The organism is Streptomyces sp. ERV7, assembly GCF_001653515.1.
GTDB lineage: Bacteria > Actinomycetota > Actinomycetes > Streptomycetales > Streptomycetaceae > Streptomyces.
The window spans coordinates 1-13,053 of the sequence record NZ_LYOY01000047.1 but is presented as its reverse complement, the minus strand read 5'-3'; the positions used below and the strand labels follow the sequence as shown (position 1 = coordinate 13,053).

Sequence of the window (13,053 nt, the reverse complement as noted above, 5' to 3'; positions counted from 1 at the left end):
GCGGCACGGTCCGTAGCGTGCACCGCCCGCCCCCTCACCCGCTGGGACCTCTCCCGCCGCACGTCACCAGCGTGTGGTCTCCCCGATGAAGTCGGGGATCTCGACGGCGCTGCCCCGGCGCCGGGCCTCGCCCAGGAGGTGGTGGCCGACCGCCAGGTCGAGGATGCCGAGGCCGAAGGGGGAGAAGACGGTGGGCTTGGCCGCGTCGAGCGTCACCTTGCCCTGGAGCAGCGCGCCGAGCGTCCCGTTGATGAAGTCGCGCCCGCCGGTGAGCTGTTCGGTGAGGTGCGGGGACGTCTGCGCCTTGAGGCAGTGGTCGACGTCGTCCACCACGTTGTTGCTCTTCAGCAGCAGCTCGGGCGACAGGTCGCGCAGCGAAACGTTGAGCAGGACCTGGCCGGGGCGCAGCGGGGTGTCGCCGCCGACGTAGGGCGTGGCGGCCGTGGTGGCGAAGACGACGAGGTCGCGGGTGAGGGCCTCCTCCAGGCTGCCCGTGGCGACCGGCACACCGAGCCGCTCGGCGGCGTGCGCGGTGAGGTGGCCCGCGCTGGTGTCGTCCAGGTCGTGGACGAGGACGTCCGCGACGGTGACGCCGTTCGCGTGGAGGTAGTCGAGGATGGTGCGGGCGATGACTCCGGCCCCGACGAAGGAGAGGCGTACGGGCTGTTCGGCGGCGACCAGTTCGGCGGCGGCGACCGCGGCGGACGCGGCGGTGCGGGCGGCGCTGATGCTGGCGGCTTCCAGGCAGGCCAGCGGGTACCCGGTGGCGTAGTCGTTGAGCAGCAGGGTGGCCGAGGCGCGCGGCAGCCCCTGCTCGATGTTGTCGGGGAAACTGGCGATCCACTTGATGCCGATGGTGTCCACGTTGCCGCCGAGGTAGGAAGGCAGCGCGATGACACGGGCGTTGGGCTTCTCGGGGAAGCGCAGGAAGTAGCTGTCCGGGTTGACCGACTGGCCCTCCTCGTGGGCAATGTAGGTCTCGGTGACGATGCGCAGGACGTCCTTGTGCGAGTCGGCGAGGATCGCGGACACTGCGGCGCCGGGTACGACGGTGAAGTTCGCCATGGGGTGTTTCCTGTTCTGGGGGTGCGGCCGCTTCTGCGGGTGCGACCGCGGTGGGTTGCTGAGGGCGGGGTGCGCCGGGTGTGTCACATGGTGGTGATCCGTCCGAGCGCGGCCAGGTCGGGATTCTCGGTGTAGCGCTCGGCGACCCAGGTGTCGGAGTAGACGGTGTCGACGTACTTGTCACCCATGTCGGGTGAGATGGCGGCGATCCGGGAGCCGGGCGGCAGGGTGGGGCCGAGCCGCTGGACGGCGGCCAGCACGGTGCCGGTGGAGCCGCCCGCGAGCAGCCCGTACCGGGAGGCGACGAGCCGGCACATCGCGATGGTGTCGACCTCGCTGATGAGGATCTTCTCGAAGTCGCCGCTGTCGGTGTAGATCTCGGGCCGTCTGCTGGTGCCCAGGCCGGGGATGAAGCGCGGCGCCGCCCGTCCGAAGGTGACCGAGCCGACCGAGTCCACGGCGATGACACGGGTGCGCGGGCTGTAGCGGGTGAAGTACTCGACACAGCCCATCAGGGTGCCGGTGGTGCCCGCGCCCACGAACAGCGCGTCGACCACGCCGAGGCCCTGGTGCACGGCCTTGGCGGTGCGCTCGCGGTGGACGCGGGCGTTGGCGGGGTTGGCGTACTGGTTGAGCCACACCAGCTCCGGTCGTTCCGCGAGCCGCTGGTGGATGTGGTCGATCCGGGTCTGCAGATATCCGCCCTGCGCGTCCCGCGCGGTGACCTCGACCACCTCGGTGCCCAGGCTCTGCATCATGCGGACGGACTGCCGGGTGGCGTTGGGGTCGGTCACCACGGTCAGCGGGTAGCCCTTGGCGGCGGCCACCACGGCCAGGGCGATGCCGAGGTTGCCCGACGACGACTCGATGAGGGTGGCGCCGGGGCGCAGCACACCGGTCCCCTCCGCGGCCTCGATCAGCCCGAGGGCCGTCTTGAGCTTGACCGACCCGGCCGGGTTGAGCCCTTCGAGCTTGAGGAACACCCGGGCGTCGGCGACGAATTCGGGCAGGTGGAGGAAGACGTCGTCGAGCACGACGTCGGATGCTCGTTCGAAGATCATGTCGGTTGTCCTTCTGCCGTGCCGCGGGATCGCCGCAGCGCGCGGCGGCGGCTCGGCCGCCGCGGGGTGGGGAGCGTGGCGGCCGGGGGCCCCGGTGGTGCCGGGGCCCCCGGCGCGGCTCAGGCGCCTGACGGGGGCGTGCTCCGCTCCGCGCGGTCCGGGCCGGCGGTGGCGAGGTGCTTCTCGACGACGGCCGCGATCTCGGAGAGCGGCTCCTCGTCCGCCATGTCCAGATGGGCGCAGGCGATCTCGTGGTTCTCGACCCGGCCGTCGACGAACGGCCGCCACAGCCCGGCGAGCGAGTCGGCCCCGGCCTCCAGGCCCGCGGTGAAGAACAGCAGATCGCCGTCGAAGCGCTCGGCGGGCGGCTCGGCGCCGATGGCGGCCTCGTTGCGGTACACGTCGTACAGCGCCCGCAGGGTGGACTCGTCGAGGCCGGAGAGCGCGGACCCGCTCTCCGCGAGGAGCTCGGCCAGCGGTGAGCTGCTGTCCGCGAGGACGTCCCGCAGCCGGGCGAAGGTCAGCGGCTGCCCCTCGCCGAGGACGCCCTGGTCGAGGCCCACCTCGTAGAGGATGTACGAGACGAACTCCGCCTCGCCCGCGGACGCCCCGTCCGAGGCGTGCGGGTGGGCGTCGAGCAGCGCGAGGAGGGCCACCTCCTGGCCCGCCCGCCGCAGCTGGACGGCGACCTCGTGGGCGATGCGGCCGCCCCAGGACCAGCCGAGCAGGCTGTAGGGGCCCTCCGGCTGCACGGTGCGGATCTGCTCGACGTAGTCCTTCGCCATCTCCTGGGTGCTGCGCGGCGCCAGGTCGGGGCGGGTGATGCCGCGGGCCTGGATGCCGTAGATCGGCCGGTCGGCGTCGAGCATGCCGACGAGCCGGGCGTAGGGCCAGGCCAGACCGCCCGCCGGGTGGACGCAGAACAGCGGCGGACGGCCGCCCGTGCGGCGCAGCGGCAGCAGCACACCGAGCCCGGCCTCCCGGTCCTCGACCCCGAGGCGGGGGCTCAGCGCCGCCACGGTCGGGGACTCGAACACCACCCGGACCGGCAGCTCCAGTTCCAGCACCGCCCGCACCCGGGAGGCGAGCCGGATCGCGAGCAGCGAGTTCCCGCCGAGGTCGAAGAAGCTGTCGTCGATGCGGACCCGTTCGATGCCCAGGACCTCGGCGAACAGCCCGCACAGCGTGGCCTCGCGCTCGGTGCGCGGCTCCCGGCTCGACACGTGCCCGGCCAGGTCGGGGGCGGGCAGTGCCTTGCGGTCGAGCTTGCCGTTGGGGGTGAGCGGCAGGCTGTCCATGACGACGACGGCGCTGGGCACCATGTAGTCGGGCAGGACCTCGCCGACGTGGCGGCGCAGCGAGACGGCGAGCTCGCCGGTGCGGCGGGCGCCGGCCGGGTCGTTGACCGCCGCCTGCCAGGGCCGGACGCCCTTCGGCGGTGTGTACACATCGGCGAGGGTGAGCACCGGCCCGGGGACGCCCTCGGCCCCCGACAGGACGACGGCGTCGAAGGTGTCCGCCTCTCCGCCCGACCAAGTGGTGTGCACCGTAAGGCCGTTGACCCGTGCCCAGGCGTGCAGGGCCTCCGGGTCCACCGCGCTGCCGGGCGTACGGGAGAGCAGGGCCCGTACCTCGTCGAGCGGAGCGCCCTTGGTCAGGGCGTCGGCGGCCGCGACCTCCCCGACGAGCCGGGCGTTGGGGATCCCTGTCACCCGCAGCGGCCCGTCGTGCCCGGCGAGAAGAGCGGTGAGGCCGTCCAGGCCGGTGCCTTCGCCGCTCCAGTCCCGCTCGGGCAGTGCGGCGTACGAGGCGGGGCTCGCCGGCGCCTTGTGCAGCACCACTTCGTAGCGGTGCCGGGTCAGCTCGTTGTGCGGCTCGCCCTGCTTGAGCCGGATGTCGACGCCGCTGATCCGCCCCCCGCTCGTGGCCGCCAGCGAGGTGAAGAAGTCGGGGTCGATGACCAGTTCGCGTTCAAGGAGCGTGGCGCGCTCCACCGCCGCCGCCAGCGCGCCCGTGTCCCGGACGTCGTCCTCGGCGCGGCCCGTGAGGATCGCGGCGTGGAAGGCGCGCAGGGTGCGGGCGCGGCGCACGTCGCCGATGAAGATGCGCCCGCCCGGGGCGAGCAGGTCGAGGGCCTGCTCGATCACCTGCCGCAGATATGTGCCGTTGGGGAAGTACTGCACGACGGAGTTGATGACCACGGTGTCGAAGTGGCCTGCGGGCAGTCCGTCGGTCACGTGCGCGGGCTGGCTGCGCAGCTTCACCCTGTCGGTGAGGCCCTCGCGCCGGATGTGCGCCTCCAGCAGGGCGATCGCGGTGGGGGAGAGGTCGATGCCCCAGTACTCCCCGACGTGGTCGACCACCTTGGCCAGCAGCAGGCCGGAGCCGACACCGATCTCCAGGACCCGCGAGGGCCCGGTCTCCAGGATGCGGCGGACCACCTCGCCCCGCCACTGGCGCATCTCGTCGAGCGGGATCGGGCCGCCGGTGTAGCTGGAGTCCCAGCCGCCGAAGTCCTCGCCGAAGGCGATGCGCGCCGACTCCTCGGTGTCGATCGCCTCGTGGACCTCCAGCCACTCCTCCAGCTGACGTTCCGTCATGGAGTCGGTGGTGGCGCCCTGTTCGGCCGCGGCCGGGGTGATCTCCGCGCTGGGGACCACATACGCCACCACCTGAGCGCCACCGAGCCGGTCGGTACGGGTGACCACGGCGCTCCGGGCGACGTCGGGATGGCGCTGGACCACCGCCTCGATCTCGCCCAGCTCGACCCGGAACCCGCGGACCTTCACCTGCTCGTCGGCCCGTCCCACGTACTCCAGGGAGCCGTCGGCCAGTCGGCGCACCAGGTCGCCGGTGCGGTACATCCGCTCGCCGGGCGCGCCGAACGGGCACGGCAGGAAGCGCTCCGCGGTCAGCCCGGGCCGCCCGAGATAGCCCCGGGCGACCCCTTCGCCCGCGACGAACAGCTCACCGACGACGCCCACGGGCGCGGGCGACAGCGCCCGGTCAAGGACATAGGCGCGGGTGTTCCACACCGGGCGCCCGATGATCTGCCGGGCGTCGCCTTCGAGGCGGTGCGAGGTGGCGTCGACGGTGCACTCGGTGGGCCCGTAGAAGTTGTACGTGGACATCCCGGGCTCCGCGACGAGCCGCCCGAGCAGCGACTCGCCCATCGCCTCACCGCCCACCACCAGCACCGCAGGACGCGGACCGTCGAGCAGCCCGGCCTCCACCAGCTGCTCGGCGAACGACGGCGTCACGTCGACCACGTCGATGCGCCGGCTCGCCACGAAGTCCACGAAGGCGACCGGGTCGTAACGGCTCTCGTCGTCCGCGAGGTGCAGCTCGTGGCCGTCGAGCATCCACAGCAGTCCCGCCACCGAGGCGTCGAACGAGATCGAGGCGGCCAGCGCCACCCGCAACCGTTCGCGACCGGCCCGCGCCGTCTCGGGCCGGTAGAACTCGGCGCGGTGGTCGTGGAACAGGTTGACCGCGTTCTGGTGCTGGACGGCGACGCCCTTGGGCACACCGGTCGACCCGGAGGTGTAGATGACGTACGCCAGGTTCAGCGGGTCGAGCGGGGCGCCGCGCTCGTCGTCGCGCAGGTCGTCGCCGCTGTGCGCGGCGAGCGACGCGAGGGTGGCGGGAGCGTCGAGGAGAAGCGTCGGTGTGCCGTCGGGCAGGGCGGTGGCGAGGCCGGTGGTGGTGACCACCAGGACCGGCGCGGAGTCGGCGACCAGGTGCGCGATGCGGGCGGCGGGGTAGTCGGGGTCGACGGGCACATAGGCCGCACCCGACTTGAGGATCGCGAGCACCGCGACCAGCAGCTCGGGCGTGCGGGGCAGGGCGAGACCCACCAGCCGCTCGGGACCGGCGCCCCGGTCGGCCAGGGCGCGCGCGAGACGGTTGGCCCGGGCGTTGAGGTCGGCGAACGTCAGCTCCGTACCGGCGGCCACCGCGGCCACCGCGTGGGGCGTCCGGGCCGCCTGGGCCTCGAACAGCCCGGCCAAGGTGGTGCGCGGCACCTCGTGCGCGGTGTCGTTGACCTCGACCAGGACGCGCTCGCGCTCCTCGGGGCCCAGGACGTCGACGGCCGACAGCGGCCGCGAGGGGTCGTCGGCGACCGCCTCGATCAGCCGCACCAGCCAGCCGAGCAGCCGCTCGGCGGTGTCCTGGTCGACCACATCGGTCTGGTGGTCGAGGCGCAGGCGCAGGGACGGGCCGGGGAAGACGGTCAGACCGAGCGGGTAGTGCGTGGCATCGACGCTGAACGCGTCGACGACCCGCAGCCGCTGCTCCGGGCCGTGCTCCGCCTCGGGCTCGGTGGGGTAGTTCTGGAACACCATCAGGGTGTCGAACAGTGTGCCCACACCGGCCTGTTGCTGGATCTCGGTCAGTCCAAGGTTCTGGTGCGGCAGCAGCCGCCCCTGCTCCTGCTGGAGGCCGCCGAGCAGCTCGGCGAGCGAGGCCTCGGAGCGGACCCGCAGCCGCGCCGGAAGCGTGTTGATCAGGAGGCCGACCATCCGCTCGACGCCCTGGATCTCGGCCGGACGGCCCGAGACCGTCACCCCGAACACGATGTCGTCGCGCCCGGTGAGCCGGGCGAGCGCCATCGCCCAGGTGCCCTGGACCACGCTGTTCAGGGTGAGCCCGTGGCGGCGGATCCGCGCGGTCAGCCGCTCGGTGAGCCCGGGTGCGAGCTCGGCCTCCACCGTGGCGGGCAGACTGGGCAGCCGGCTCGCGCTCGGTGGTACCACCAGCGTCGGCTCGTCCAGACCGGCCAGCGACTGCCGCCAGGCCTCGCGCGCCGCGTCCCGGCCACGGCCGGCCAGCCACGCCAGATAGCTCTTGTACGGGGCCACCGGCGCGAGCGAAGAGCCGTCGCCGTGCCGCCGGTACAGCTCGATGAGCTCACCGGTCAGGACGGGGATCGACCAGCCGTCGAGCAGGATGTGGTGATGGGTCATCACCAGCCGCCAGCCGCGCTCGGAGCGGCGGACGAGCATGAACCGCAGCAGCGGCGGGCGGGCCAGGTCGAAGCGGTCCACCTGGTCCTCGGCCATCAGCCGGGCGAGCTCGGCCTCGCGCTCCGGCTCGTCGAGGGCGAGCAGGTCGAACTCGCGCAGCAGGACCTCGACCCGCGCCGGTATGAGCTGTACGGGTGCGCCCTTGCGGGTACGGGTGCGGAAGCAGGCGCGGAGGTTGTCGTGCCGCTCGAAGAGCGCCGCGATCGCGGCGCGCAGAACGGCCGCGTCGACGTCCCCTTCGAGCTCGATCACCATCTGGGGCATATAGACGTCGACGGCGTGCCGGTCGTACAGGGAGTGGAAGAGCATGCCCTCCTGCAGCGGCGACAGCGGCAGGATGTCGGTCAGGGCGGCGTTGTCAGAAGTCATTGGCCCACTCACTCGCGAGGTCGTCGATTTCGTCCTGGCTCAGGGAGAGCAGGGTCAGATCGGACGGGGTGTGGCCGCCCGTAGAGGGTCGTTCGGCGTGGGCGGCGATGCCTTCGAGCGCCTCCCGCCACAGCTCGGCGAGCTCCCGCACGCGGGAGTCGTCGATCCAGTCGGGCACCCAGCGCCAGACGGCGGTGAGCCGCGGTCCCACGGCGAGCGTGGCGATCTCCAGGCCGTGCGCCGCCGGGACCGCGGGGCCGTGTGCGGCCACCCGCGCGGCCGCGCCCTCCCAGGTGTCGTCCGCGACCCGGCCCCGGTGAGCGAAGCCGATCTGCGGCACACCTGCCCCGGCCGGCGGGCGGGCCTCGCGCAACTGCTCCTTGACCTGCTTGATCGCCTCACCGACGGCCGCACCGCCTGAGTGCACCTCGTCCCACGGCGGGGATCCGGGGTCGACGGCGACGGGGAAGGTGTCGGCGAAAGGGCCCACCGTGCGCGAGAGGTCGGCGCCGGGCACGAACTCCCGCCGCCCGTCGTCCTCCACGTCGAGGAGTACGGCACCGCCCGCCGCCGGATCGCGCCGCGCGCGCCACTGGCCGACCGCCAGCGCCAGACCGGTGAGCAGCACGTCCTCGGCCCGTCCGTGGAAGGCCTCGGGCGCCGTCGTGAGCAGGGCAGTCGCCGTCTCGGCGGGCAGGGTCACGGTCAGCTCGCGGGCCGTGGCGGTGGTGTCGCTCGCCGGGTCCAATGGCCGCTTGCCCAGTGGCGGGTCGGCGGTGGCCAGGGTGCCGGTCCCCCACTCGCTCTCCTCGGCGGGGGCCGGGCCCGTGGCGGTGTCGGCCAGGTGGCAGGCCCAGCGGCGGAAGGAGGTGCCGACCGGTTCGAGGACGACCGGGGTGCCGGCCTCCAGGGCGGTCCATGCCGTACGGAGGTCGTGGAGCAGGATGCGCCAGGACGCCGGGTCCACCGCCAGCCGGTGGCCGACGAGAGCCAGCCGCCCCGGACCCCCGCCCGTCTCGCCCCACAGGGCGAGCAGCGACTGCCCGTCTGCCAAGGACAGTTCGACCTCTTCGACCGCCCGGGCGAGTTCGGCTTCGGCGGTGTCCGGGTTCGTCAGACGTACGCGGCGCACACAGGCGGCGGCGTCCACCGAGCCCGGCGGCAGCACCCGCAGTCGCGGGGCGCCGGAGTCGCCCTCCAGCCGTGTCCGCAGCGCGTCGTGATGGTCGAGCACCGCCTGGAGCGCCCGGCCGAGCAGCTCCGGACGCAGACCCGCCGGGGCGGTGGTGACGACGGACTGGCGGCTCGCCTCCAGGGCCGGTCCGAGGCGGACCAGTGCGGGCACCAGCGGGACGGGGCCGAGGTTCGCACCTGCCTCCTCGCCCGTCGCCACCCTGGCGACGGGCGTCAGAAGGGGGGCCAGCGCCTCCACCCGCTGATGCGCGAAGACACCGGCGGGTTCGAGCACCCAGCCGGCCCGATGGGTCTTGGCCGCCAGCTGGATCGCCATGACGCTGTCGCCGCCCAGGTCGAAGAACCCGTCGTCGACGCCGACCCGGTCCATGCCCAGGACCTCGGCGAACAGGCCGCACAGCAGCTCCTCGTGCGCGGTGCGCGGCGCCCGGCCGGACGACAGGGAGGAGAGGTCCGGCACCGGAAGCGCCTTGCGGTCCAGTTTGCCGTTCGGGTTCAGCGGAAAGGCGTCGAGGACGACGACCGCGGCCGGTACGAAGTAGTCCGGCAGGTCGGCGCCCACCCTGCGGCGCAGTTCGGCCGGGTCCGGCGCGGTGCCCTCGCGGGCCACGACGTAGGCGACGAGCCGCTTGTTGCCCGGCCGGTCCTCGCGGGCGGTCACCACGCTCGCCGTGAGGTCGGGGTGGCGGTTCAGGACCGCCTCGATCTCGCCGGGCTCGATCCGGAAGCCGCGGATCTTCACCTGCTCGTCGACCCGCCCCAGGAACTCCAGGTTCCCGTCCGGCCGCCACCGGGCGATGTCACCCGTGCGGTACATGCGCTCGCCCGGCTCCCCGAACGGGCAGGGCACGAACCGCTCGGCGGTGAGCCCGGGTTGACGCAGATAGCCGCGGGCGAGCCCCGCACCCGCGATGAACAGCTCGCCCTCGGCGCCGACGGGCAGCGGCCGCATGTCGTCGTCGAGCACATACACCCGGGTGTTCACCAGGGGCCGCCCGATCGGCGGGGCACCCGAACCGGCCTCGACCTCGGTGGCCAGCGAGTCCACGGTGGTCTCGGTCGGGCCGTAGGCGTTGAACATCCGCCGCCCCGGCGCCCATTGGGCCACGAGCTCGGCGGTGAGCACGTCACCGGCGGTGGCGACCGACTTCAGGGTGGGGTGCGCGGCCGGCGGCAGCGCGGCGAGGACCTGCGGCGGGATCGTCACATGGGTGGCGGACGTCCGCTCGATCAACTCGCCCAGCTGGTGCCCGGACAGACAGTCCTGCGGCCGTACGATGAGCGCCGAGCCCGAGGCCAGCGCCATCACCAGGTCGCCCACCGAGCAGTCGAAGTTGAACGAGGCGAACTGGAGCACCCCGTCGCCCTCGACGATCCCGAACCGCTCGATGTGGTCGGCGGCCAGACTGGCGAGCCCGCGGTGGGTCATCACCACGCCTTTGGGCTTGCCCGTCGAGCCGGAGGTGTAGATGACGTACGCCGGGTGGTCGGCGGTGAGCCCGCTCGCCCGCTCACCATCGGTCACGTCGTGGGGCGCTTGTAAGGCGAGCAGCCGCACGGTGGCGGCGTCGTCCAGCTCCAGGGTGTCGGTGCCCTCGGGGATGACCGGGGCGCAGTCGGCGGTGGTCACCACGAGCAGCGGCCGGGCCGAGGCGAGCAGCCCGGCGATCCGGGCCGCCGGGTACTCCGGATCGACCGGGATCCAGGCCGCACCCGCCTTGACCACGGCCAGGAGCGCGACCACCGTCTCGGCCGAGCGCGGCAGCACCAGGGCCACCAGCCGCTCGGGACCGGCGCCGCGGCTGATCAGGGCGCGCGCCAGACGGTTGGCGCGTTCGTTGAGCTCGCGGTAGCTCAGCGCCGTGGTGTCGTATACGACCGCGGTGTTGTCCGGTGTGCGATGTGCCTGTGCCTCGAACAACTGGGGCAGCGTTCTGACGAGGCCCTGCCGGGCCGTGTTGTTCCATTCCGCCGGGACTTCTTCCAGCCCGGTGTCCGACGCTGACGTCACGTGAGACTTCCCCCGTGTTCATCTCGCTGGGTGCGCCCACACCTCATCAGGGCCCCATCGAGGTAAAGGAATTGAGTAGAGAATTTTTCCGGAACTGCACACGGGCATGCCTGGAACTGTGTGCGGGCATGCCAAACGGAGGGAATGCCGCCGAGACCGAGAATTCCCGGCGGGATCCCTGGAACCGCGCTCTGGAAAAGCTGTGGAAAGAGGAGGCGGTCAGCGCCGTCCGGCGCACCACTCCAGCACGGCCATCGCCGCGTACATCTTGTTCTCCGCCTGGTCGAAGGCGAGGCTGTGCGGGCCGTCGAGGACCTCGGCCGTGACGTCCTCGCCGCGGTGCGCCGGGAGGTCGTGCAGGAACACCGCGTCCGGGCTGCTGTCCCACAGGGCGGTGCTGACCTGGAAGGGCGCGAAGATCCGGCGCCAGTCGGGGTCCGGCTTGCTGGTGCCGGTCGTCTGCCACCGCGTGGTGTAGATGACGTCGAAGCCCTGCGGCCGGCTGTCCATGGAGTGCAGTTCCACCACGCTCGCCCCGCTCGCGGCGGCGTTGGCGGCCGCGCGCTTGAGGGTGGCGGGGTCCAGGCCGTAGCCGGGAGGTGTGCGCAGCTCCAGGTGGACGCCCTTGAAGCGGCTGAGGGTGAGCGCCAGCGCGGCCGCGGTGTTGTTGCCCTCGCCGACGTAGCAGATCCGCAGGTCCTCGATCCGGCCGAAGCGGCACAGGATCGTGGTCAGATCGGCGATCGCCTGGGTGGGGTGCTCGTCGGCGGTCATCGCGTTGACCACGGCCATCCGCGGCTGGGAGGCGAAGGCGCGCAGGTCGGCCGGGTCTCCGGCGGAGCGCACCACCAGCAGGTCGAGCATCCGCGACAGGACCTCGGCGGTGTCCTCAAGGGTCTCGCCGGTGTTGGTCTGGAGGTCGTCGGGGCCGAACGAGACGATCTTCGCGCCGAGCCGCAGGGCGGCGGCGGAGAACGACGTACGGGTCCGGGTGGAGGTCTTGAGGAAGTGGATGCCGGCGACCAGACCGGTCAGCTGCTCACCGGAGCGGACCGATCCGGTCGAGAACTCCGCACCCCGCTCGACGAGGGCTCTCAGCTCGGCGTCGGTCAGGTCGTTCGTGGAAATCAGATGCCGGACGGCACCCGTGCCGGTCCCGTCCGTCGCGGTCGGACGCGGTTCGCGGCTGGCTTCGGTACTCAACGTGCACTCTCCTCGCTGATGGATCACACGGGCGGTCGCGGCCGCCCCCTGGCGGCCCGGCGTCCCGTCAGCCGACGGCGGCGTCCATACGGCGGCGAAGCCCGGCCGGGCGCATGTCGGTCCACACGTCGTCGACCCGCGCCGCGCACTCCTGCCGGGTCCCCTCGAACCCTTCGGCGCGCCATCCCGCGGGGAGTTCCAGATCGGCCGGCCACATCGAGTACTGGTCCTCGTCATTGACCACGACGCGATAACGCCGCTCGTCGTTCATGCGCTCTCCAGAACTGGGGTTACCAATTTACGGAAGATGGATGAATTCCACGGTCGTTCCGGGCTCGGCTGAGCGCGGACGGAAATCCGTGGCGGCACGCAGGCTCTCACGCGCCTCTTCTGAACACTAGGTTCGATAAAAGGTCGACTGACCGGTAACTCGGCCTGGAGAGAGGCCATTTGACGCAGGGTGTTTGACGATCTTGGACACGAAGGTGTGTTACGGACACGAGTTCTCGACGCAACGTGATCGCAATGTGGCGTAGATCACGCCACTCCGGGGATCGCCTCAAACGGGACCAGGGCTGACGAACAGGCCAAGTGGTGCCTCAAAACCCCAGGTGGGAAAGGGGGTTGAGATCGAGACGGGATGGCTCAACCGGGCTGCTGCGCTTCCAGGCTGTCGAGGGGCGCCGTCGACGCGGCAGCCGTGGCGGCCTCCGCCTCCCGTACGCGGGCACCCCAGCGCACCACCGGCCGCAGCGCCGCGCCCGCCACCACGAACAGCCCGCCCAGCAGGATCCAGCCCGGCGCCCCCCAGTAGACGATCAGCCCGGTCAGGGCGAGCGGTCCGACCATCTCGGCGACCGTCGTGCCGTTGCCGAAGAACGCCTGGTACTGGCCGTGTTTGCCCTCCGGGGCCAGACCGAAGCTGAGCTCCCAGGCCCCGGCCGCCTGCATCATCTCGCCCGCCGCCTGCACCGCCACCGCGACCAGCAGGAGGCCCCCCGCCACCCAGGCGGAGTCGCCCGACCCCGTGAAGGCGAAGACGACACAGCCCGCGGCCAGCAGCACGCTGCCGAGGAAGACGTGGCGGGACGCGCTCGCCAGGCCCGTCACCCCCTGGGACACC

General features: G+C 72.5%; 6 protein-coding genes and 1 pseudogene. All 7 read right to left on the bottom strand.

All coding sequences use genetic code 11. The features are described 5' to 3' along the window. Positions 1-63: 63 nt before the first annotated feature. Positions 64-1,065, bottom strand: a complete 1,002-nt coding sequence (gene sbnB, locus A8W25_RS22840; RefSeq protein WP_067164480.1) for a 2,3-diaminopropionate biosynthesis protein SbnB — start codon at positions 1,063-1,065, stop codon at positions 64-66. Between the two features lie 83 nt (positions 1,066-1,148). Then, a complete protein-coding gene (gene sbnA, locus A8W25_RS22835) occupies positions 1,149-2,126 on the bottom strand; it encodes a 2,3-diaminopropionate biosynthesis protein SbnA (RefSeq protein WP_067164478.1) in 978 nt (325 codons plus the stop codon). Between the two features lie 119 nt (positions 2,127-2,245). Then, positions 2,246-7,522: a non-ribosomal peptide synthetase gene (locus A8W25_RS22830; protein WP_067164476.1), complete on the bottom strand. Its 5,277-nt coding sequence runs from the start codon at positions 7,520-7,522 to the stop codon at positions 2,246-2,248. Beyond that, on the bottom strand, positions 7,512-10,727 hold the full coding sequence (locus tag A8W25_RS22825; RefSeq protein ID WP_067164475.1) for a non-ribosomal peptide synthetase: 3,216 nt from the start codon (positions 10,725-10,727) through the stop codon (positions 7,512-7,514). The genes A8W25_RS22830 and A8W25_RS22825 overlap by 11 nt, the downstream gene beginning before the upstream one ends. Before the next feature lie 219 nt (positions 10,728-10,946). Then, complete coding sequence (locus A8W25_RS22820) at positions 10,947-11,858, bottom strand: ornithine carbamoyltransferase (protein ID WP_067164482.1); 912 nt, start codon at positions 11,856-11,858, stop codon at positions 10,947-10,949. A 139-nt stretch (positions 11,859-11,997) separates the two neighbouring features. Then, a complete protein-coding gene (locus A8W25_RS22815) occupies positions 11,998-12,201 on the bottom strand; it encodes an MbtH family protein (protein ID WP_067164473.1) in 204 nt (67 codons plus the stop codon). Between the two features lie 374 nt (positions 12,202-12,575). Then, positions 12,576-13,053: pseudogene (locus A8W25_RS22810) on the bottom strand (hypothetical protein); the annotation flags it as partial.